Source organism: Virgibacillus profundi (assembly GCF_002287375.1).
GTDB classification, from domain to species: Bacteria; Bacillota; Bacilli; order Bacillales; family Amphibacillaceae; genus Virgibacillus_K; species Virgibacillus_K profundi.
On the sequence record NZ_NPOA01000019.1, the window covers coordinates 16,033 to 39,993 of the forward strand.

Sequence of the window (23,961 nt, forward strand, 5' to 3'; positions counted from 1 at the left end):
TCTCACACACAAAACCTTATTACACTGTTATTGTTATATCTTATAGGAACATTCATTTTCATATCTTGTTCTTATAAGTATCAAATAACCCACACCTGTTTTTGCTGAAAAAAGGGTCAGTCCCTCAGCACGTTAGGATTAATGAACGTTATTTATTAAAGTGTAGAAATTTTACCTGTAACAACTTGAGCTTTGTTAAAAACAAATTTAGTAAGGTGATGATAATATGCCATACGAAAAAGGCGGTAGAGCAGATAAGCGAGGGAATAGGTATGAAATTAGGTGGGGTATATATCAATTACTGTGTGTGTTGGAAGAGAAAACGGAATATGTCATATTTGAGGCAATTGGAGATGAAGAAGAAGGTGTTGATATATGGGTAGAGTATAGGGATGGCAGACAAGAAGGGCAGCAGTGTAAAGGGCGAAATAGTGCGAATGAATCATGGACATATGGCGATTTAAACTCCAAAAATATTCTGAGTAAGTGGAAGATACAACTAGACCGTGGGGATAATATTTCTGTTTCTTTAGTATCCCCTTTAGCATTTACATATTTGGAAGATCTAACAAGTAGAGCGATAAATTCTGCTGATAACCCTCGTTTATTCTACAAACATCAGATCAAAGGGTCAGATACCAAATTTATTAATTTTGCCAGAAATTTTTGTGGGGCGTTAGGATTTGATATAAGTGGGACAGATGAATACCAGTTAAATAAGATGATAAACTATCTCTCTCGTATCAAATATCGCCAATCCTCGGATGGGGAGAGAAATGAGATTATTCTAGATAAGATTGGTCTTTTATTCCAAGGTGATGAATCGGCGATATATGATGCCTTAGTGACTTGGCTTATAGATGGGGACATCTTAGGTAAAAGAATCGGCGTGAATCAAATTCATTCATTTTTAACTTCTAAGAAAATAAAATTAAGAAATTTAGATTCTGATACCAGAATATTTCCTAGGATTCAGGAATTGAATTCCGAGTATAAGTCTCTTTTTAAACCACTTGTGTCCGGTATAATTGATCGCCCGGAAGCAGAGACAAGCATTAATCAAATGTTAGAGGGGAATTCTGTCATCGTTCATGGTGCTGCAGGCAGTGGTAAGAGTGGGCTGACCGAAAGTGTGATAAAGCAATGTGAAGATAAAGAAGTACCCTATTTGGCAATTAAGCTGGATAGACGTGTACCCCGTGAAAATGTTAAACAATGGAGTAAATCTCTTGGATTGCCTTCTTCTTTGGTTCATTGTTTGAACAGTATTTCAAAAAATACAAATGCAGTGATTATCCTTGATCAATTAGATGCATTAAGATGGACATTACCACACTCAAGCGAGGCATTGCTTGTGTGTGCTGAATTGATTAGGCAGGTAAAGCTTATTAATCTTGAACGTAAAAAACCCATCTCTATTTTATTTGTTTGTAGAACGTATGATCTCGATAATGACAATAACATTAAGAATCTATTTAGTAGAGATGAAGAGCATAAATGGAAAAAAGTTGAAGTTGGGGAATTGAAAGAGGAAGTTGTAAAGGCTATAGTAGGTTCAAATTATTATACTTTGACACATAAATTAAAAAAATTATTGAAATTACCAAGTAACCTATATATATGGCAGAAACTTTATAAACAGGAAAACGATAATGAAGTTTCATCTACTTATCATTTGGTAACAAAGTGGTGGAAGCAGTTAATAAGGGAATCGGTTCAAAATAAGCTAAACGAAAATGATTTAGAGCAAGCAAAATTTAGAATGATTGAGGAATTTGAAAAATCTGGTGAACTCTCAGCGCTTTCAACTGATTTGGGTATAAATTCCTCTACGATAGACTTTCTAGTTTCCAGTGGTTTTATTGTAAAGCAGGATATAGGAACATTCAGTGTGGTATCCTTTGTTCACCAATCTTTATACGATTGTTTCATTGCGGAAAAAATGTTTATTAGATACCTAAAAAGAGAGAGTGTTATTGAAATAATTGGAGGGAAAGAAACTCAAACTCCAGCTAGAAGATATCAAATGCAAATGTTTTTGCAAAGCTTATATGAAAATTCAGAAGAACAATTTCTTTCCACTGGTAGGCAGATACTAAAAGCTCCATCTATTCGCTTTTCTTTTAAGTACGTGTTTTTAGAGTTGCTTAATCAGATTATTGAACCAACTGATACAGTAAAAAAGTTTATCTTAGATTTAGTCGATGATGAAAAATTAGGTGTTCATATTGTAACTAATGTAGTACAAGGAAACCGAGAATATATTCAAACCTTGAGGGAAAATGGAATATTAGATAAATGGATAACTACAGAGAGAAATAACATCGTTATCAGTCTTTATCAAAGTATACGAGGTAAGCTTTCACAGGAAGACGTTAAATTTATAGAAAGGCACATATTTGATGTGAGAGATGATATTCATCAATGGCTTCGCTGCTTTCCATTTGATGTAATGGAAGATAGTGATGACTTGTTTGAATTAAGAATGAGGTTATATCATAAGTATCCAGAATATATGGAAACATATATGGATATTAAGGCGTTATTTAAAGGATTCGAGATGAGGGCCATAGATATCATTACTCTAATGTACGAAACGAAGAAAAAGAAAGATAGTCGTTTTTATCGATATGAGGAAAAGTTTTTAGATAATGAAGATGAGTTTTTAGTACAAAATAGTGTGCAAGTGCTGGAGAAACTTTTACCTCTTGTACCAAAGGATTCAGACTATGCAATGGCTTACAGTGATTGGGGTAGTAGATCTCGATATAATAACAGTATCGAAAGAACAATCATAAATGTAATAAAAAAGGCAAATGTTGCATTGATCCATCAGCACCCTGAACTATTCTGGGAGATATATAAAAGATTTATGGGAAAAGGCTATATTCTTATTAATGAATTAATTTTGGATGGATTAAAGTACTTACCTGAATCAGATAGTAACCAAGTAGTTCTTTATCTTATAGAGGATATAGAAGCAAATATGTTTGTTAAAGGAAGTAATGATGAATTACAGCTTTCTAAAGAAGTCCTAAGTAAGCACTTTAAAGGTTGTTCTTCGGATATACAAAATCAATTTTTACAGGAATTGATCTTATATTATCCTTCTGATGCAGTTGAGAGGTATAAAAGAAGGCTACAGTATAATAGTGAAAACAAAGAAATACGAATATATTGGTCTTTTTGGGGAGACTTTCAGCATGAAATACTAGGAGCAATACCGGATACACTACTGAACGAGGAAGCATTAGCTTTAAAAAGAGTATTGTCCCGTCGTTTCAAAGAAAAGAGCACTAGGTTTAGAAGTGATATTGGGGATGTGAAATGGGTTCGTTCTCCGGTAGAAGGTAAGGACTTAAGTGATAGGGCATGGCAAAAAATATTAACATCAAAGAAATTAAGTAATAGAAGCCGTGGAGGAAATTGGAAGGAGATAGAAGGGGCTTTTATTGAAAGTTCACTTGAACAGTTTTCCTCGAACTTAAGTAAGATAACTGCCAATGAACCGCTAAGAATGGTTTCATTAGTACTAGGTACTAGAAAAAGTATTCATGATTTATTTATAGATGCACTGTTTTCCGGTCTTTCGACAAGTGAACATTTGAATACGGTCCCTAGTTATTTAATTGAGAGATTAATAGAAAGATTTCCAACAACTAACGATTCATATAGAGCGAATTCGGTATGTTATATGGTTATGCAACATAAAGAAGAAAAGTGGTCCGAAAATATTTTCAAAATAATAAAGTACATTGCAACGAATCACCTTAATCCTGAGATGGATAATCCTGTTATTACGAATGCAACTGATAAAGAGATGTGTTCTGCGGAAATGTTAGTGAGTAATGCTATAAATTGTGTAAGAGGGAATGTAGCTAGAACTATTGGAGAATTGCTGTGGAAAGACGATGCTTTACTTATTGAATTTAAAGATACTATTATTGAGTTAACTTTAGATGAGAATCCAGCCGTACAATATGCAAGTCTTTATGCACTTTGGCCGTCCTATAATATTGATAGAAAATGGGCCACGGATCATATTATTCGACTTTATCAAAAAGATATTAGAAATGTTATTTTCCCTGACTCTAATCGTATGTTATTTTATCTTTATGAAAATTATAAACAAGAAGTACTGGATGTTATACTTAAATGCTTTGAATCAAAGGATCAGAAGATAATTGAAGTTGGTGCTTATATTCTCACAGAAATGTATTTCCAAAAGGGAGAATTTATAGAGGTATTTGAAAATATTAATTTGATTTCACAAAAACAAGCTGAGTCTATTTTATCCATGACTTTACAATATTTCCAAATTGAGAGGTATAAAGAGCAGGCAAAGGAATTGATTATAAAGTTTGATGCTCATGGTTATGATATAGAATTGTCAATAACGAATTTACTGTACAATAATCTCATTAACTTGAATAGTGATAGGAAGTTCCTTCACCAAGTTTTACAGTCAAATATCTCTAGGAAAATTGCATATGCATTTAGCGAGTATATAGAAAAATCAGCAGAGTCAATCGCTTATTTTTCAAGTTTTATTTTTGAATTGAGTTACAGTGTCATTAATAACTCTGGTAATCAACCGGATGCTTGGGGAGCAGAAGATGAAATTTCAAAACTTATTATTGGGCTATATGATGAGGCCAGTGGTGAATCACATATGAAAGAAGTTGCTGAGGAATGCCTTGAAATATGGGATTTGATGTTTGAGAAACAGATAGGTTCAGCTAGAAAACTTAGCTTTGAGTTAATGCAGAGATAAGGTATTGGAGCACTAGGCACGAAGTTTGTTGATAGGTTTCATAATTGAAATAATTAAAATGATGAGATTAAAGTATTTAAAGAAAATTTGTAATTTAAAAAGGAATTAGAAGAAGCGATCCCCACCTAGAAAATTTAGGCTACAAATACTAATTAATTTTACACTCTACCTCCATCGACGTTTTTAATGAAGACTGCACAAAAATTGCACAGATTTTCTAGAATGGAATTAACAGACTTATCTTGTATAAATACTCTGTTAAACTCGCTCTAGAGAATTGACAGGGTAGAGGTCGTTGGTTCGAGCCCGTATGTGTTGTGGTCTGCCCGTTAAAACGATAATAAAGTGAAGCTGGAACCATAGTTATTACTTTATTTATACTCGAATCTAACTGAGTGATCATATACGATGCAATAAGTTACCAAGAGTGAATGAGAGAACTGGCTCAACGACTTCACAGCAACCTGCCATAAACGGTAAGGTGCTTCCCCCAGCGAAGCAAAACTGCTTTGAGTAGATAACTAGAGAACGGAGCCAAGGCCCTTTGTTGCATTGAATATGCAATGAAGGGCATTTTTTTGTTATCGGCTTTATACAAAAAAAAAAATAATAGAAGGATGATGAAGATGAATTCAATAGGTAATATTAAAGACTATATTTCAAAGGGACATAGCAATGAACAGTTTATCATTTTTATTGGTAAAAATATCGAGCAACAACTGAACCAATGGGATGAAGCTTATGAAGTAAACATTATGAAATTCAAGGATTATATCTTTGTAGTTAAAATTGGAGCAACATGTTACGAAATGGAAATCTTGGAAAGCTTGCTTGCAGAAAATTTGGTTGGTTTGGAAATTATTTGGTGAAGGTTTTGGGGAGGGGGTAGTAATGTTGATAAGACAAGCAAACTATTTACCTTACCTGTTACTTCTATTGGATTAAAAATTAAAAGCCTAATTTTGAAATCAAAAATGTTATAATCATAGCTGGGAAACATGGGACCGGTTCTGTCGTTTCATCATTGCTACCTGATGCAACAGAACCGTCCCCCTGTTTCCCCCTAAATGTTTTTACTGGAGGTAACATATTGGAAACACTATTACTAAACACAGAAGGCTCTTTTTACAACGGACTATCCAAAAAGAATACATATGAAACAGAAACAAAAGCATGTATAGAAAACACAGTAATAAATCTATTAGATAAAAATACAAGTTTAAATAAACCAGGTATGCTACTAGGAAAAATCCAAAGTGGTAAGACGAGAACTTTTATCGGTATCACTGCACTGTCGTTCGATAATGGCTTTGACGCTGCTATCGTACTGACTAAAGGAACGAAAGCTTTAGCTCAACAGACATATGAACGTTTGAAATCTGAGTTCAGTGATTTTTATCGCAATGATGATATTCAAATTCATGACATTATGAATCTACCTGATAATCTGAGCCAGTGGGAATTAGATCAGAAATTGCTATTGGTTGTAAAAAAGCAAAAGGATAATTTGAATAGATTACATAGTGCTTTATTCGAAAAGTATCCTGAACTTGCTGGGAAGAAAATATTAATTATTGATGATGAAGCTGATTTTGCTAGTATTGGTTTTTCAAAGACAAAAAAGGAAATCATTGAGATTAATGTGATAGCTGGCCAAATTGATGCAATTAGAAAAGACTTGCAAGATAGTGAGTTTTTGCAGGTAACAGCAACGCCTTACTCTCTATATCTACAACCAGATGATTTAAAAATAGAGGGATCTTCTAAGGTTTTTAAACCTATTCGACCTTCATTCACTGAACTCGTACCTGTGCACGAGGCTTATATTGGTGGGGATTATTATTTTGAAGAAAGTGAAAATGAAGATTCGATTGCATCTAATTTATATCAGCCAATTGTAGAAGATGAATTAGTAGTCTTAAAAAGGTCGGATGGGAGGAAATTCAAATTAGCAGATGCATTGACTAGCCGTAAGATTGATTCGATGCGAAGTGCAATTTTGAATTTCATTGTTGGTGGTGTTATAAGATTTATCCAGGAGAAAGAAAAAGGCAAACGTTTGAAGAAATATAGCTTTATTGTACATACGGAACAAGGGAAAGCTGCACATGAATGGCAAGAAACAGTTGTGACTGAATTAAAAACACTTTTAACAGATAGTATTGATGATGATCCCGTTTTGTTTAGTGATTTAATAATGGGGGCGTATCGAAATATTCAAGAGTCTATCACACTATTAGATTGTTATATGCCAGAATTCCAAGAAGTGAAATTTGAAGTTATTAAAGCGTTGAAGAAGGATTATTTAATGATTCCAAAGGTTAACTCAGAAAAGGATATTAGCCAATTATTAGATGAAACAGGACAACTGAAGTTAAGAACGCCACTTAATATATTTATAGGTGGTCAAATTCTCGATAGGGGAATTACAATCGGTAATTTAATCGGTTTTTATTATGGAAGAAACCCGAATAGATTTCAGCAAGATACTGTTTTGCAACATTCACGGATGTTTGGATATCGACCAATTGAAGATCTTGCAGTTACAAGGTTTTACACAACGCTAAGAATATATCATGTAATGGAGAAAATGCAGGAGTTTGATTCTGCTTTAAGAAACGCTTTTGAAAAGGGAAGTTATCATAATGGTGTTGTGTTTATTCAAAAGGACCCCAAAAATGAAATTATACCTTGTTCTCCTAACAAACTTCTATTATCACAAACAACGACAATCAAGCCATTTAAACGACTGCTTCCGATTGGTTTCCAGACTGGATATAAGACTTATATATCAAAGATTGTAGCTGAAATTGATCGTATTATACAGACTGAAAGTAAAGGTACAGAAGAGCCGTTCTTACTGAATTTAAAAACAGCGATTGAAATTATAGAATTAATTAAAAAAACACATGATGAGAATGTTGGTGAAGTATGGGATGAAGCTTCGTTTATTTCGAGTATGGAATATTTATCTCTCATTACAGATAGTGATAAAGCGGGAAATGTGATGTGTATTGTAAGAGAGGATAGAAATATTGGTAGAATACGTGAAAACGGAAAATACGAAGACGCTCCAGATACGCCCAAAGGTGAAAAAGGTGAATTGAAAATTGCTAGAGAAGTAGCAGAGGATATTCCAGCACTCATTTTATTAAAAGAAAATGGTGAAGCAGGAGAGAGTAAGTGGAGAGGAACAGCATTTTGGTGGCCGGTTTTGGTTGCACCTCGGAATACGAGCACTGTGATTTATTCTAGTCGGGGGAGTGAGTGATGCATGGGGACGGTTCTCATGCATCTTTTTATAGTTTGGGGAATGGTGAATACTGCCATCAGAATTTACCACCAAGTCTACAAAGTTTACCATTGAGTGCCAGTGTTCTTACCATGAATATGAGGAAGTCCTACAGAGGCATTTCTATCGCGATATGAATAAACCCCTATTGGAATGTCACTGTTCCAATGGGGGTCTGTTAGTATTTAAAAATTTATCCTCTAATTGCTTATTAATAATCTCAATGGCCCAATGAATGAGTTCCTCATAGTTCAAATTCTCTTTTTCGGTCTATATGCACGTGGGAAGAGAATCGGGGCCAGGTTACTTGTCCCTGCTAGGACGTTGGAACTCCCACTTTATGAGAGCCTTTTTTAGGGTGAGTCCCCACCACGTTAAAGCGATAGCGGACTGGGGGGACCCCAATGTCACGTTTAATTAATGGATATATTTCCTTATCTGTAAATAATACGGTGAGGGAATCTTATTATAAAATAAGATGATTCCGACAGGTAAATAGACGATTTCGTTAGTTAGGTAAAGTGAAGGTGACTGTATATTACAAGCCACGTCAGTTCCACTGACTATTAATACGTCAATATTCGTGGCTGCGAACACTTGATAAGAGCTATAACAGAGGCAGTGAAACTAGATAATTATTGAAGTGTTAGGATATCATGATTCAACTATATAAATAAAAAATGCAGCAGGTAACCGGGAATACTTATAAATTCCGGAATAATTGCTGCTAACAATACTATCAATTGAATTTTAACTTCCTTGGTGTCTATTAAGCACTCTAAGCTACTTTTGAATTACTTTTATTAGTGCTTTGTATCTTGGTGCTTTTTCAAGATTTTTGCGGATCCACTTTTCTGTTTTTTGGATGTTCCTTTGGATGCTAGTTTTTTTGCTGCATTTCCAACTTTACCACCAGAGTGTTTAACCATTACAATCACCTCCCCTCAAAGATTTATTTAAATAATGCTTCCTCATTAGTAAAAGATAATGTCACAACTCTCCCCCAAAAAACGATTCTCATAGGAAGGCTAACAGACCAAGACGGCGGGGAACATTCATTCATTTAGACAACTCCATCAAATTAAAGAATGTCCGAGGAAAATTGGGATCGGTCCCCTGGTACGTTAAAGTGATAGAGAAGTGAGGGACTGCCCCCATTATCCAAAAGTTTTTTTCAATCACTGGTTGCAAAAGCTAAATCTCCATCTTCAATTTGGCGACCACAAATAATACAAGTATCAACGACCATTTTTGCCTTCTTTCTTTAATAAATTTAGTTACTAAGTGAGTTAGTATAAGAATTTTCTTTATCTTATTATTCTAACATATAAAAGACAGAATATATCAATGAGTCTATTAATTGGTACGGAAAGAGTCATTTCTTCCTTAGTTCTACTACTATTCGTCACTGCACGTCTACGTCATCGTGGTATAGTATAGATAAAAGAAGAGGGACTAATACAGAGTATTCGAGTTGTGATACTCTAGGCATGAATTAATATTCACCTATCATTATGTTAGTGGAGGAATTGAATTGAGAAGAGTCTATATTAGTACTTTTATACTTTTATTGTTAGCTATTAATACCCAAAACATATTTGCGAATAATTACGATAGTTTTTTAGTAGAATTAACACAGGAGATTGAAGGACTCAAAACTGAGGGGCAGGGAACCCTAACTGAATATGAAAGTTTAGGGTGCGATGAAAGCTTATACGCTCATAGTGACTGTTTTTTTCTATCAGGAAGATTACATGGTATACGTGATAAATTAGAAGAACTCGAGAATGAACAAAAAGCAGAACAAAAGAGGGTAAATGAGATTGAGAGGCTGGAACGAAAAGAATTGGAGGAAACAAAGAGAAATAAGGAAGCTGAACAATTAAAAGAACAGAAAAATGAAAAGCAAATGTATAAAATAATTGCAGTTAGTGCTGCATCAATTTTGATTGTCGGAACTATACTGATAGTTCTTGCAAGTTTTATTTTTCGTAGGAACAAAAATTAAGCAAATAGTACTTTTTTCGGTGAAAGTATTAATGTAGGCCGTTTTTGTCAAATAAGCGTGTAAGTTCCAATTTACTCAAGGTACTTAAACACCCAAGGGACGCAGGGTCAGTAAAGTACTACCTTAAAAATAGATAAAACTAAAAAGAGACTATGCAGCTAGTAAATGACTCCGGGTATTGAACCACGGTAATTGATGCATAGGATGCATGGGGACGATTCTCATGCATCATTTTTATAGTTTGAGGAATAGGTGAATACTGCCATCAGAATTTACCACCAAGTGCCAGTGTTCTTACCATGAATATGAAGAAGTCCTACAGAGGCATTTCTATCGCGATATGAATAAACCCCTATTGGAATGTCACTGTTCCAATGGGGGTTTGTTAGTATTTAAAAATTTATCCTCTAATCAGTGCGACTCTCCATCCTTCCCTATAAATCCGATTTCCCATACAGCTTAATTATTTCTGGATAGTTTTGGTATTCTTTTTTACCTGAATCTGTTAGATCATAGATTCCTCGACCAATGCGCTTAAACCATTTGTTGTAATTATTATACAGAATGCCATATGTTCGCTCGCCGGTATTCAGTTTTTTTAAGTCATTGGCCGACATTGGACCTAGAAGATCCAGATAAATTGCGATTTGAATACTTATTTCCTTATAAGTGGTTATGGTCGGTACATGGCTACTTCCACCGATATTAGAGTTGCTTCTTCTATCTCTGGCTTCTTTGATTAACTTATCCCGGCCTTTTTTACTTTGTTGCGCGCTTCGTTTACGATCAAACGGGCCCGGCTCATGTACCATATGAATGCTTGGCTTTTTACCTTCAAATGAAACTAAAATCAACCCTAGTTCTAACCGCCGGACGAGATGGACTAGATCACGCCACCTGCGCCTTCGCAAACTCGTTTTTGGTCTTTGAATCGCTATGTAAACATCAGGCGTATATCTTTGTCGTTTTGCCGCTTGCATAAGCAACGTGATATTTAAGTTTAATTTTAGTTCAACAATAATTAATGTGTCATCTTTAAATGCGACTACATCACAATCATTCACTTCAGCTTGTACCTCATATCCTTGTGCACGAAAATAATGTTGAATGGGTTCATATAAATCTGTTTCATAAAATTTTCCTTCGCTCATGGAGCACCAACCTATTTATCTATAGTAACAACTGGGAAAAGCAATGCTGCGATACAGCTTTTGAAAGCAGAAATCGATGGGACTAACAATGCCATACTAATTGCTGCGTTATTTCGGGTGAATGTTTGTAGGATAATCATAGCTGATTTATGGCTGCCTGTCATCACCCGAATCTAGTTGGTTATACAGCTTGTCGAATGCACTCCTTCTTTTTTTTGTGTTTTCTTATACTAGGATATAATCTAAAGTGATAGGAGGACTTACATGATTATCCGAGAGCAGGATGATAACTTTGTGATGATTCACCAACACTAGCTTTATTACCCGAATCGGATGCTCTATAATTAGCGGATTAGTCCTATTTAAAGATTTTCTTCAATAATTCAACCACACTAAATGACGTTTTTCTATAAACCTTATTATAAGCAGCCTTCTTCGGATTACGTACCCAGCCTGTTCCTTTCTTTCCATATATAGGATTGATAGCAGATTTTGCTTTACGTTTTACTCTACCAGTTGTGCGTGCTTTTAAGCTCTTTTTAAGATTGGGTTTTCTTACTCCAAATTTCATATAATACTCCTTTCCTTTTATTGTATATAACACAACACTAAGCGCAGACCAATTAATCCAAAGCATAATCCAAAAATAATGAAGAAATCCTATTTTAGACAGTTGAAATCATACATCTCACCAATATCGTTGAAAGAATCAGCTTTCATTAGTGCGCCATATCGTGCCAATAGCTCGAAGGGAAGAATAGCGGGAGATGTATAAGAAATGGTTCATCGGATTTTATTTGTCTAGTAGTTAATTTACCGCGATTTTCACACGATTATCTGATTCCTAGTTTGACGAGCTTTATAGATTTACTTCTTATCATCAAAGTCCTTTTATGACTAGTATAGCAAGATGAACAGCGATATAGCTAGTACTCATTCAAAATCTATGACATATCTAATATAATTTCGATGACTGTCCTTTATAACGTAAATAGAGTATAGAATTATTTACAATTGCAATACTCGATATTGGGGGGGAGACATAGTAAAACTGCTAGAGACAAAGCAACTTACTATTTATCTGTATTTAAAGTCAAACCGGATCATTTCATTTTTCTCTAAGTAAAAGCAAATTATTTACTTGCATCTAAACCAAAGAAAAGAAGGCGAGTTAATTAACGAATGTTCGTTCCTAACAATAGATTGTAGAGGAGAATTGCTATAATAGGGCTATAAACAACAAATTATCAATATTCACTAAAAATATGGTAAAATGGACCTAATATATAATTAATTACGTATTTAATTTAACTTAGATATGTCCTGAATATTGGGAATGGCGCGTGACCTCCAGTGCGGTAAAGTATTAACGCATTAGCGAAGTGGGGGACTGACACCAAAGTTTACAGATGAATTCATATTTTTAGGAATTGATGGTGTAATAGTACTAGATATTAATATTGCAGAAAAATAGGCACTTCTGGTGGAAATTAAAGGTAAGTCCCGCAAGAGAAGATACCAGTATATCGAGAGCAAAAAAGGTAAAATAACCAAGCAAAGGAGCATGCCTTATGAAACTTCAAACAATACTAGAAAGAGCCAAACAACACACCCCATCTCCACAAACAACAAATGAAGGAGAAGCCGAACGAAATTCATTCGTAAAACGCTTTCCAAAAGAATCAATTAACAATCTAACAGTTGAAGAATATGCAAACACAAAAACAAAGGATAGTTTCATTTATTGGTTGGAAAGAAAAAATATATTAGCGGGAATAGGGGGAGGCAATTCTGCTAAGTTTGGGATTTATCGTGCGCAAAGTGGCGATTATTGCCAGAGTTATGGGAAGAATAAGGTCATTTTAGAAGATGAGAAGTTACAGAAGGAATTTAATGATTTAATAAATCTTATTGTACAAGCGATCACATTAGCGGAAGAAGATAGAATAGCAGAGATTAGTAAACTGGAGAATCCATTATTTAATATGGTTTTGCTGAAAATCTTAAACATCTACGTACCTGAGAAGTTTTTAAATCTTTACTCACCGCCTATTTTACTTGAATTAGGAAAAGAACTAGGAGTGAAAGATGAATTACTCGTTCCGCAATTTTCCATCGAGTTGAATTATGAAATAAAGCGTCTACTCAAAGAACAAGATGTGTTTGCACAGTGGTCTACACATCAAATAGGTTCTTTTATTTGGAATCTGTTTGCAGAAATGGATGCAAAAATAGATGACACGATCGATTATTATTTAGTTGGACATACATATGAGAATGAGGGATCGGTCCAAGACTTTTTACTAAATGAAAACAGTATTGCGGTTGGTTTCTTGAGAGAAGATTTAACGGTTTACCTTCTAAGTGAAAACATGGAAGATATTATTGAAGAAAAAGAAGAAACATCTGCTGGTCAAAAAGCTCTAAAGCAATTTTTCTCTATGAAAGAAGGAGATTTAGTCGCTCTGAAATCAACTTTCACTCGTAAAATCGATGGTAAAACGAAGTCTATCTTACGTATTAGTGCAGTAGGTAAAATTACGGCAGATGCTCTTGAAGGATATCGTTTTTCTAAAGATTATGGCCATTATATTCCGGTAAAATGGTTCGATAAAGAAGTAAAAGAGTACGTCGGGTATGGAGGTTATCGTAGTACGATTAATAAAGTGAAAGATAAACGTGTAATCAACCTCGTGTTTATGAATGAAGTAAACGAACAAAAGGTGCCAGCAACGCAGGAATTAGAAAAAATTCCTAATAACTATGTGCTCTATGGACCTCCAGGGACTGGGAAAACATATCATGTTGTTGACCGTGCGCTTGAGATTATAGACAATAAAACGTTTAATGAATTAAATGCAGATGGACGGGATGCACTTCAAAAAGAATATGCGCGTTTAACAAGTGAAGGTAACATAAGTCTGATTACTTTCCATCAATCGTATGCTTATGAAGATTTTATTGAAGGCTTAAAATCAGATGGAAATGGAAACTTCATCCCTTCAGATGGGATTTTCAAAAGAGCTGCAATTGAGGCTATGTACGATGGCCTTGAGCAGCAAAACACGCGTGAATTCTCGGATGAAGTTCGTTTTGAACAAATATACGATCAGTTGGTTACGAGTGGAGAAAAACAAAATATACAATTTGAATCTAAAACAGGTGGCGTTTTGCACATAGAACAGATTAGTACAAATAATAATGTAGTCATTACAAGTGAGGATGCGAAAACAAGCTCTATTATCTCTAAAGATCGGTTACTCCGCATTTATCGCTATATTAAATCAAACGAGATTGATTGGAAAAGCAATGTATCCTTTATCAGTGACGCTATTGGCGGATCGAATGCTACGCGTTATTGGGCTGTACTCAACTGGATTTTAACGAAGATGGTAGATGAAGAAATTGAAGACAGTGTAGAAATAGAAGGTGACGAAAAGAAAAAGATCGTATTGAAAGCTTTAAAAGAAAGACGGGCATTTGATTTTACGAATGCAAGACGACATGTTCTTGTTATTGACGAAATGAATCGTGGTAATATTTCTAAGATTTTTGGAGAATTGCTCACACTTTTAGAAGAAGATAAACGTTTAACAAGTGAGAATGAATTGATTGTTGAGCTTCCATATTCGAAAGATCCATTTACGTTGCCGCCGAATTTATTTGTCATTGGTACCATGAATACAGCAGATCGTTCCATCGCATTATTAGATACGGCACTACGGAGACGGTTTGTATTTGAAGAAATGATGCCTGAGCCAGAGACGCTGGAGTCGATTGGTCAAGAAATAGATGTAGAAGCAATGCTTACAATCATGAATCAACGGATTGAAGTATTGTATGACAGGGATCATATGATTGGGCATGCTTATTTTATTAATGCCACATCAGATGAAGAGATTATTACTATCATGCAATCAAAAGTAATCCCGCTATTACAAGAATACTTTTATGATGAATGGGAAAAGATTGGCCTTGTTTTAGGTGGAGTTGGGGCAACAAGAGATGACCCGTTTATCGTTTACGAAGAAAAAGTAGATATCAATCAATTATTTAAACAAAAGCCTTCTATTTATGTACCAACCATTTATCGCGTAAAGAAAAAATTAACCGCGCAGGAGTTAATAGCTATATATGAATAAGAAAACAGTAATTGTTCGAGAAGCTTATGACTGGATTACGGAGGATGATATCGGTGCTGATCAATATGAAGAACTTATTAAATATATTGAAGATAAATATCCGGATAATCGTATTATAGAGCAACGATATAAAAGCTTACGGTTCATTAATTATGTCGGTGTGATTGTATGTTCGGCTGTTCGCTATGAAATTATTCCTAAAATTAATCTTTCTAAAGATGATGAAAGAAAAGCATTATTATCAATGCTTACAGTGACAAACTTCTTACCTATTTCTTTTCACGAAAAGGTGAAAACGGGAGAAGGAAAAAATGACTTACTTTCTGTTTTCCTCGCTGCTTTTCTAGAGCGACTCTTGTCGGAACTTAAAAAAGGCATGTATAAAACGTATGAGGAACATTCAGATAACCTACATGTATTGAAGGGAAAACTTGAGTTAACACAGCATATTCGAAAAAATGCTTTTCAAAAAACAAAAGCCTATTGTAGTTATGACGAATACACAGAGAATAATCTTCTAAATCAATTGTTTAAAGCAGCGCTTTTTATTGTTAGACAACATACAGATAAGCATGTGTTAAAACTTCATTTGAAGAAATGTTTAGGATATTTAGAGGAAGTCGATTTAATTAACTTCAATGTAACAAAATTAAATCAAAACTTTTTCAACCGTCAGAATCAACGTTTTCGTGATGCTGCGCTATTTGCGAAAATGATTATTGAACATGCATCTATATACAGTCAGGGAAAACAATCATCATCCTTTTCATTTTTATTCCCGATGAACCTTTTGTTTGAGAAATATATTGAGGTAGCCTTAAGAGAAGTTGTTGGTACGGATAATGTGATTAGTCAACATGCGGAAAAACGACTGCTGAAAAACAGGAAAAGTGGCAGGCAAAATATCTTGCTAAAACCTGACTTTGTTATAAATGACAGCCTAATTGTGGATACGAAGTGGAAAAGCGCCACCTATCGGGATCGCAGTACTTATAATCAAGCTGATATCTATCAAATGTATGCATATGTCACAGCTTATCAAGATGCAAATCGTTGTTTTCTATTATATCCTAAACAAGAGAGAGGGGCGGAACATCCTCTTTGGGAAGTGATAGATACAGATAAAACGATTGAAATGCAAGTGGTTAGGATAGATGATTTTCGGGGGACGGTTGAGGAGTTGCGGGAGATAGTAGTAGGTGTATAGAATTGTTTAAAAGTATTGACCTTGAGAATACTGGGGGTTTCTTAAGGTGTATGCTATAGCTTGATTCAGCATATCTAGAAACAATATGCTGAAATAGATTTAATTTATTTCATACTTACTGATTATAGCCAATGAAATATACTATTTTTGATGAACTTAAAGTTAAACCCCATATTTTGGGAAACAAATTTTATACTTTTTGTACAAATTTGATTGATCTACAGTATGGAGACTATCTATATTAATGGTATTATTATATTTGGAAATAATGCCTAACCCCCGCTTTAGAGAAGTGGGGAGTGACAATTTTCCCTGGTTGTTTTTCCTTTTGGGGGATTTCTCAGGGATAACATTAATCCACTAACCGAAACCGCTGAAAAATTGAAAACACCGGAAATCAGGGATTTATATGCTTTGGTTTCTGTTGTTTTACTCAAATTAGGCACAATCCCCCTGCCCCTATACAACATATCCTAAATATTTAAAACCTTTGCACTTCATATAAAATCATGCTATATTAAAAACAGATAATCCACCTCAGTTTTCTCCTCAAAAACTCCAAGGACGTGATACCATGGCAGCCATGCCAATATTGATTAAAGAAGATTCCTCAAAATCTACCTACACTGGACATGACCAACTAAGCAAAGAACTCATTAACACATTTTTCAAAGAATTTCTTGAAGCATTTTTCCCGGATGTTCATGACAACTTAGATTTTCACTCAATTAAGCCTCTGTCTGAAGAAGTATATACGAATGTGCTGAAAGGCAAGAATCGCAGACTTGATATTGTAATAGAGACCACGCTTAAAGGAACAGATGTGATAGTCATCGTTCATGTTGAACCACAAAGTTACAAACAAGATAATTTTCATGAACGGATGTATCATTATTTTAGTATGTTGTATAATAAATATCAGAAACCGATTGTCCCTATAGCTGTTTTTACTTATGATGAAAATTGGGAAAAGAATCAGTACACAATGGCATTTCCTTTTTTCCATGTTCTCACATTCAACTATATGACACTTCATTTAAAGAAAAAGAATTGGCGTGATTATATTCGTTCAGACAATCCAGCAGCTGCCGCACTGATGAGTAAAATGGGATACAAGAAAGAAGAACGGGTGCAGGTGAAGAAGGAATTCCTGCTTATGATTACAAGAATGCAACTGGATCCTGCGAAGCAGCGTCTGATATATGGCTATTTCGAAACCTATTTAAAGCTAACAAAAGAAGAGGAGGAACAGTTTATGGCTGAAGTTGAAAAACTACCGGAAGCAGGGAAGATTATGGAAATTCCGATTTCATATGAAGAGAAAGGTAAAGAGATTGGAGAAGCAATTGGCGTTAAGAAAGTAGCAATAGAAATGTTGAAAAAAGGTTCGAGCATAGATTTTATAGCAGAAGTCACGCATATGGATATTGAGGAAATCAAGGAATTGAAAGAACAATTATAATGAATAACCTAACACTGAATTCCCTGATAAAGTAAAGGAGAGAAGCTTGAAGACGTTTCTTTTACTTCATGTGCAAGCATTTTTCAATGAAAATAGAATAGACAGGATAATTAAATTCCCGTCTTTTTTAATTTGCTGTAGGTTAGATTTTATCATGATAGTACCATGATAATTGCGTTCTAATAGTTAATATAGAAGTGAGGTGAACCAGCGTGTTAGAAAAGGTTAATGAAAAAACTCAGATTTCACCTAAATTTATCCCATCGAAACACGTCTTGCTTTCACCACATACACTTGATTCAGAACAAGTGCACCAATCAACTGGATAACTGTTTTCGCAATAACCTGCCCTAAAATAGCTGCTGGAACAGCTTCCCAAGGGATAAATCCTGCACCTAGTGGACTTAATCCAACAATAACGAAAACGACTGAATCTAATAGTCCACCAACAATCCCGCTATAAAACACGCGCCATGCAATTGGTAGTTTTAATCTAGTATAAATCTCTGTATCTGCGGTTTCAGAAATGATAAAGGAAAGTGCGGAAGCTGTAACAATCATCAGTGAATCACCAAGTAAAGAAGAGACCACACCAGATAATACTAATGCTGTTATGATGAATAAATAGGTTTGCCCTCTTCCGTATTTGTTTTGCACCAAGTCACGGAATATAAATGTCGCACCTATCAAAAACGTCCCCATTGGAATGATAAAAATACCAATCTCCAGTGGCATTATTGCCGCAGTGATCACGTTTGCTGAGACAATCGAAATTAAATATAAAAATACCCGTAACATATTATTCCTCTCCCTTATTCCGTAAGTATTGCTCTAAACCATTATTACGAAGCTTACAAGCTGGACACTCCCCACAGCCATCAGCCTTTATTCCGTTATAACAAGTCAAGGTCTTTTCCCGAATTAAATTCATGACACCTAACTCATCAGAAAGCGCCCAAACTTCCCTTTTATCCAAGCGCATTAAAGGTGTGTTGATAATAAATTCCTCATCCATTGCCAAATTTAGTGTTACATTTAATGATTTGATAAAACTATCTCTACAATCTGGATAGCCACTAAAATCCGTTTCACTAACCCCTGTCACTAGATGCTTTGCACCAACTTGTTTTGCCAATACGCCAGCGAAGGACAGAAAAAGTAGATTTCTACCTGGTACAAAAGTATTTGGAAGCTCAGTTCCATCGCCATCAACTACCTCAATAGCTTCCCTCGTTAAGGCATTGGGTGCCAGTTGATGAAGAAGCGACATATCTAAAATATGATGTTTTACGCCAAGATCTTCTGCAATCTCTTTCGCACACTCTATTTCTAATTTATGCTTTTGACCATAATCAAAAGTAACCGTTTCTACCGCTTTAAATTGTTCTTTCGCCCAAAATAAACAAGTCGTGCTGTCCTGTCCTCCGCTAAAAACAACAATAGCTTTTTCATTTTCCATATAAAAACTCCTTTTTTTAGAAAACTTGTCATTCGCCTAGCTTTTAGGCGAATGACTTAGTTGCACTTATGCAGGGAGAAAGTTTTATACTTTCCGATCTGCCAAAAAGAAAAAACAGCACTAAGAAATGCTGTTTCCTTAGTTTTTTATAGAGGGTAGCTAAAACCTCTTTCTATTCATTTTAACGATTATCTATTTTCTCTGGATTAAGATCATGATTCATCAAGCGATGCATGGCCATATCCTCATACTTCGTCTTAGGCTTGCCATAATTACACCAAGGGTCAATCGAAATACCACCACGAGGGGTGAACTTACCCCATACCTCAATATAACGTGGATCAAGCAATTCAATTAAATCGTTCATAATGATATTCACACAATCCTCATGAAAATCCCCATGATTTCTGAAACTAAATAAATATAATTTCAATGACTTACTTTCCACAATCTTTTGATCAGGTATATAAGAAATATACATCGTCGCAAAATCAGGCTGCCCTGTAATCGGACATAAACTAGTAAACTCTGGACAATTGAATTTTACAAAATAATCGCGATTGGAATGGATATTATCTACGGATTCCAACACTTCAGGTGTATAGTCCGTCCTGTAATTCGTCTTCGTATTACCAAGCAGTGTTAAGTCTTTTAAACCTTGTTCCTCGCCTCTTCCAGACATAACAAAAACCTCCCTGTATATGTCCCAAACACTACGAGAGGTCATAGCAAACTACGATTCTAATTAGAAAACTTGGAATTCGCTAAAGGGATTCTTGAAAGCGTATTTTGCTTTCTTAGAAATCTTTATACTCTGAAGTGCAAGCATTTAGGCGAATGACTTCGTTTCACTTATGCAGATTTTTTCGGTGGGGCGAGTAATCGGAGCCCCAGGAAGAAAGTTAAACACTTTCCTATCTGCCAAAAAAGCCACATCCAGTATGGACATGGCTAAAAAGTCAATGTATCCATAGTTTTTTATAGAGGGTATCAGCTATGAACCTCTTTTAGATCGGGTATTCAATTCTTATTTATCATAGCCTTCGAAGGTGGGTGGTGTCAATATGGTTTATTTGTTCGGGTCAAACAAGGTCAGTTCCTCGTTACACTAAAGTGATAAATATTCCCAAAAAAATTAAAAGAGGTCCAACAAACAGGACCTCTTCTATGCTTAAAACTATCTCGCACACTCCCCCAACCTATAAATAACATGACAAGTACACTTAATCCCATCAAAGAAGTTCTCAACCCCGATATTCTCGTTTGGTGAATGATTCGCTTCATCGAAGTTCGCATAAGGAACCACCACAGATGGCAAACCTAATATTTTTGTCCATACATAATCCGGAAGGCTGCCGCCAAGACTTGGCTGCAAAACCGGCTTTTGATTGAAGGATTCGCTTACCGCTTTTGTGACAATATCGACAACCTCCTGGTTAGCTGGCGTCCGTGATGGTGCCATGGCTCCAAGATGTTTGACTTCAATATCAGGTGCATGTTTTTTTACATGGGCACAGAACTTTTTGTAGATATCATCAGGGTCCTGATCAACGACAAGCCGCATATCCATTTTTAACGTTGCTTGTGAAGGAATAATCGTTTTCGCTCCTTCTCCACCATATCCACTCGTGAATCCTGCAATATTAAATGTCGGTTCCATCGTTAATTTATGATAATACGCTTCTCCGTCCATATCTAATTGCTTGTAGCCGATTTTTTCGGCAACTTGTTCTCTGTCAAATGGAAGCTCTTTAATAATTTCTTTTTCCTTTTCCGTTGGTTTACAGATATCATCGTAAAATCCTTCGATTAAGACCCGTTCGTTTTTATCACGCATTGTTCTTAACAGATCGATCAATGTCCATGCTGGGTTTGGGACAATATTTCCCTTATTACCGGAATGGTTTTCCCAATCGGCGCCTTTTGCTGTCAATTCCACGTATAATATCCCTCTGACACCGAGTAAAACATATGGTGCGCCACTGTCATGCATGGGACCATCCGATGTATATACGAGATCGGCTTTTAAGAGTTCTTTGTTTTGCTCAACGAATGAAGGTAAATTTGCGCTTGCACTTTCTTCTTCACCTTCAAACACCATTTTAATGTTAATCGGCAATTCACCGAACGTGTCTACATAAGTTTTAATTGATAAAATTTGTGCCATTAATTGTCCCTTGTTATCACCCGCGCCCCGGCAAAATATTTTTCCGTTACGAATGGTCGGCTCAAACGGTGGTGATAACCACTCATCAAGTGGATCCGGCGGCTGGACATCATAGTGACCGTAAATTAATAATGTGAACGCATCAGGATCCTTTATGATTTCACCGTACACGACCGGATGTCCGTCTGTTTCAATCAGACGTGTGTTTATACCAATATCCTCCATCATGCTTTTTAATAACCTTGAACAGTCTCTGATTCCAATATTTTGTGCGCTAATACTTTTCTGTCGCAGTAATGTGAATAACTGTTCCAGGTATTGATCCTTCCGTTGCTCAATCACATTCGATATTTCAGACAAGTTCACTGCATTTCCCTCATTTCATATTGATAAAATAATTGCCAATGTATATCGAAAGGGGTAACCTCATCCCGAGACTACCCCATTCCTGAAAGTTTTTGTATACCAATTACATAAATGCTTCGGTTTAAAGTGTTCCCATCAAAATCGAAGCAATAAGAATTGAGGCTGTTGTTACTGTTGTGAAACCACCGACAAGCATCGGTGTTAAAATGCTATCAAGAATAACTTGTTGTTCCTCTTCATTCCTGCCGACACTGCGACTTACTTCTTCAGCGAGGATATAATCTGCGGGAAATCCAAACATGGCCGTAAGTGCTACCGGAACACCTAAAAACGGATCCCATTTCAACACTTTTGAAGCGATAAAACCTCCGGCCAAAATGCCAGTCGCTCCAACGGCGAGAATCAAAAGAATAGTTGGGAGATAATCCACAAACATACCAACCGTAATATCGTTCATTGCAGATATAACGACAAGAAGGAGTCCTACCATGGAAATACCAAATGTGTTGGCACGCTGCATGATTCTCGGCTGATAAAAACCGAAAAAAGTGCCGGTAATCCCGATAAATAGTGCCCATAGACTGTAGTGAATTCCCGTTAGACTTTCGAGCCAGACGGCAAGAGCACCACCAATAAACAATTGAAACAACAGAATAATGCTCGTTTGGTACTTTTCCGGAAGCAAGCTTTTTTCATTTTCCTTTGCTGTTGCGGAAACATTATTCTTCGATTTTTCAGCTGCCGTAAATGTCCCTGCATCAATGGAAGCCCGAAGTTTTAATGCGTAACGGCGCAATAGATTGGAGGCAATCGGCATGCCAAACAACTTTTGACAGCCATATACTAACGCCGGAATCGTAACCATAGCTGCCAAGCCAATCTCCTCAAGCTTTTCAAACGTAATAAGGGTAGCAATAAGTCCTCCTGATAGCGGCCCGGCACCAGAAACAGCTGCCTCATAGCCAAAAATCGGGCTGACTACAAGAATAATGAGAACAGTTGAACATATCACGCCGAAAAGGGCGATTAATATTGCTTTTACCTGGCCTTTGATTAACCGGAAAGGCACCAGTGTTCCCATATGGACAATGAGCGGCGCAACCATCACGGCTCCGAACACTGCAAGGTTTGATCTATCAATCAGATCTTTTGGGAAAATTCCTGTCCAGATCAAAATCAAATAACCGAATAAAGCGACAAGCAGCATCGGAATCCTTGCTTTGGAAATAATTGATAAATACTCGCCTACTGCCAATAATGCTAGCAGTAGCATTGCAGCAACTACTGGTTCATTTAACATTTTGTTTCCCTCATTTCTCTGTTTTAGAGGTTTTCTATAGATGTCTCCCAATCTACACACGCTTAAGCTAGCAAGTTTACCGTTTCTTTCGTCAGCTTGAGCAACATGTTCTTCAGTATCAATATAGACTATCGGGTAAATATATAAGATTCAGTGTATTGGTTTATAAAAATAAAGTCAACATATTTTTATCATTTTTCAGATAATACCAGTTAGGCATAATCTCCCCTTTGCCTATACAACATATCCTAAATATTTAAAACCTTTGCTCTTCATATAAAATCATGCTATATTAAAAACAGATAATCCACCTCAGTTTTCTCCTCAAAAACTCCAAGGACGTGATACCATGGCAGCCATGCCAATATTGATTAAAGAAGATTCCTCAAAATCTACCTACACTGGACATGACCAACTAAGCAAAGAACTCATTAACACATTTTTTAAAGAATTTCTTGAAGCATTTTTTCCAGACGTTCATGACAATTTAGATTTTCACTCAATTAAGCCACTGTCTGAAGAAGTATATACGAATGTGCTGAAAGGCAAGAATCGCAGACTTGATATTGTAATAGAGACCACGCTTAAAGGAACAGATGTGATAGTCATCGTTCATGTTGAACCACAAAGTTA

15 protein-coding genes, 1 pseudogene and 2 riboswitches are annotated in these 23,961 nt (G+C 35.8%); of the genes and pseudogenes, 8 read left to right on the top strand and 8 right to left on the bottom strand.

Annotated elements, in window-relative coordinates; all coding sequences use genetic code 11:
* Nucleotides 1–226 precede the first annotated feature (226 nt).
* From CIL05_RS20185 to CIL05_RS20195, 3 genes are all read left to right on the top strand, one after another.
* Nucleotides 227–4,774: a hypothetical protein gene (locus CIL05_RS20185; RefSeq protein ID WP_095657342.1), complete on the top strand. Its 4,548-nt coding sequence runs from the start codon at nt 227–229 to the stop codon at nt 4,772–4,774.
* A 415-nt stretch (nt 4,775–5,189) separates the two neighbouring features.
* Nucleotides 5,190–5,298: riboswitch (SAM riboswitch) on the top strand.
* A 102-nt stretch (nt 5,299–5,400) separates the two neighbouring features.
* The gene (locus tag CIL05_RS20190; RefSeq protein WP_095657343.1) at nt 5,401–5,643 is read left to right on the top strand and encodes a hypothetical protein; all 243 of its coding nucleotides are present in this window, start codon (nt 5,401–5,403) and stop codon (nt 5,641–5,643) included.
* Nucleotides 5,644–5,864: 221 nt separating this feature from the next.
* A complete protein-coding gene (locus tag CIL05_RS20195; protein ID WP_095657344.1) occupies nt 5,865–8,045 on the top strand; it encodes a Z1 domain-containing protein in 2,181 nt (726 codons plus the stop codon).
* Nucleotides 8,046–8,869: 824 nt separating this feature from the next.
* Here the strand turns inward: CIL05_RS20195 and CIL05_RS22840 are convergent.
* Entirely contained in the window at nt 8,870–8,995 is a 126-nt protein-coding gene (locus tag CIL05_RS22840) for a hypothetical protein (RefSeq protein WP_276245360.1), read from the bottom strand.
* 605 nt (nt 8,996–9,600) lie between these two features.
* Between CIL05_RS22840 and CIL05_RS20200 the strand changes: the two genes are divergently transcribed.
* On the top strand, nt 9,601–10,074 hold the full coding sequence (locus CIL05_RS20200; protein WP_095657345.1) for a hypothetical protein: 474 nt from the start codon (nt 9,601–9,603) through the stop codon (nt 10,072–10,074).
* Between the two features lie 434 nt (nt 10,075–10,508).
* Here CIL05_RS20200 and CIL05_RS20205 read toward each other — a convergent pair whose 3' ends face one another.
* Nucleotides 10,509–11,225 (bottom strand): DUF2161 family putative PD-(D/E)XK-type phosphodiesterase, encoded by a 717-nt coding sequence (locus CIL05_RS20205; RefSeq protein ID WP_095657346.1) that lies wholly within the window; start codon nt 11,223–11,225, stop codon nt 10,509–10,511.
* A 358-nt stretch (nt 11,226–11,583) separates the two neighbouring features.
* Nucleotides 11,584–11,796, bottom strand: a complete 213-nt coding sequence (locus tag CIL05_RS20210) for a hypothetical protein (RefSeq protein ID WP_095657347.1) — start codon at nt 11,794–11,796, stop codon at nt 11,584–11,586.
* A gap of 1,000 nt (nt 11,797–12,796) precedes the next feature.
* Between CIL05_RS20210 and CIL05_RS20215 the strand changes: the two genes are divergently transcribed.
* From CIL05_RS20215 to CIL05_RS20225, 3 genes are all read left to right on the top strand, one after another.
* Complete coding sequence (locus CIL05_RS20215) at nt 12,797–15,367, top strand: McrB family protein (protein WP_095657348.1); 2,571 nt, start codon at nt 12,797–12,799, stop codon at nt 15,365–15,367.
* The gene (locus tag CIL05_RS20220; protein WP_095657349.1) at nt 15,360–16,574 is read left to right on the top strand and encodes an McrC family protein; all 1,215 of its coding nucleotides are present in this window, start codon (nt 15,360–15,362) and stop codon (nt 16,572–16,574) included. Before CIL05_RS20215 ends, CIL05_RS20220 begins: the two co-directional genes overlap by 8 nt.
* Nucleotides 16,575–17,148: 574 nt before the next feature.
* Nucleotides 17,149–18,036 (top strand): RpnC/YadD family protein, encoded by an 888-nt coding sequence (locus tag CIL05_RS20225; protein ID WP_240510249.1) that lies wholly within the window; start codon nt 17,149–17,151, stop codon nt 18,034–18,036.
* A gap of 255 nt (nt 18,037–18,291) precedes the next feature.
* On the opposite strand, the gene CIL05_RS20230 is transcribed toward CIL05_RS20225, so the two are convergent.
* The 5 genes from CIL05_RS20230 to CIL05_RS20250 all read right to left on the bottom strand — a co-directional run bounded on the left by CIL05_RS20230 (nt 18,292) and on the right by CIL05_RS20250 (nt 23,328).
* Nucleotides 18,292–18,834, bottom strand: a complete 543-nt coding sequence (locus CIL05_RS20230; RefSeq protein ID WP_095657350.1) for a VUT family protein — start codon at nt 18,832–18,834, stop codon at nt 18,292–18,294.
* A gap of 1 nt (nt 18,835) precedes the next feature.
* Complete coding sequence (queC, locus tag CIL05_RS20235) at nt 18,836–19,495, bottom strand: 7-cyano-7-deazaguanine synthase QueC (RefSeq protein ID WP_095657351.1); 660 nt, start codon at nt 19,493–19,495, stop codon at nt 18,836–18,838.
* 181 nt (nt 19,496–19,676) lie between these two features.
* Nucleotides 19,677–20,177 (bottom strand): preQ(1) synthase, encoded by a 501-nt coding sequence (gene queF / locus CIL05_RS20240; RefSeq protein ID WP_095657352.1) that lies wholly within the window; start codon nt 20,175–20,177, stop codon nt 19,677–19,679.
* A 282-nt stretch (nt 20,178–20,459) separates the two neighbouring features.
* Nucleotides 20,460–20,506, bottom strand: a riboswitch (PreQ1 riboswitch).
* A 166-nt stretch (nt 20,507–20,672) separates the two neighbouring features.
* Entirely contained in the window at nt 20,673–22,028 is a 1,356-nt protein-coding gene (locus tag CIL05_RS20245) for a M20/M25/M40 family metallo-hydrolase (RefSeq protein WP_095657353.1), read from the bottom strand.
* A 121-nt stretch (nt 22,029–22,149) separates the two neighbouring features.
* Entirely contained in the window at nt 22,150–23,328 is a 1,179-nt protein-coding gene (locus CIL05_RS20250; RefSeq protein ID WP_095657354.1) for a hypothetical protein, read from the bottom strand.
* Nucleotides 23,329–23,677: 349 nt separating this feature from the next.
* On the opposite strand from CIL05_RS20250, the pseudogene CIL05_RS20255 reads away from it, so the two are divergent.
* Nucleotides 23,678–23,961 (top strand): annotated as a pseudogene (locus CIL05_RS20255) (DUF4351 domain-containing protein); the annotation flags it as partial.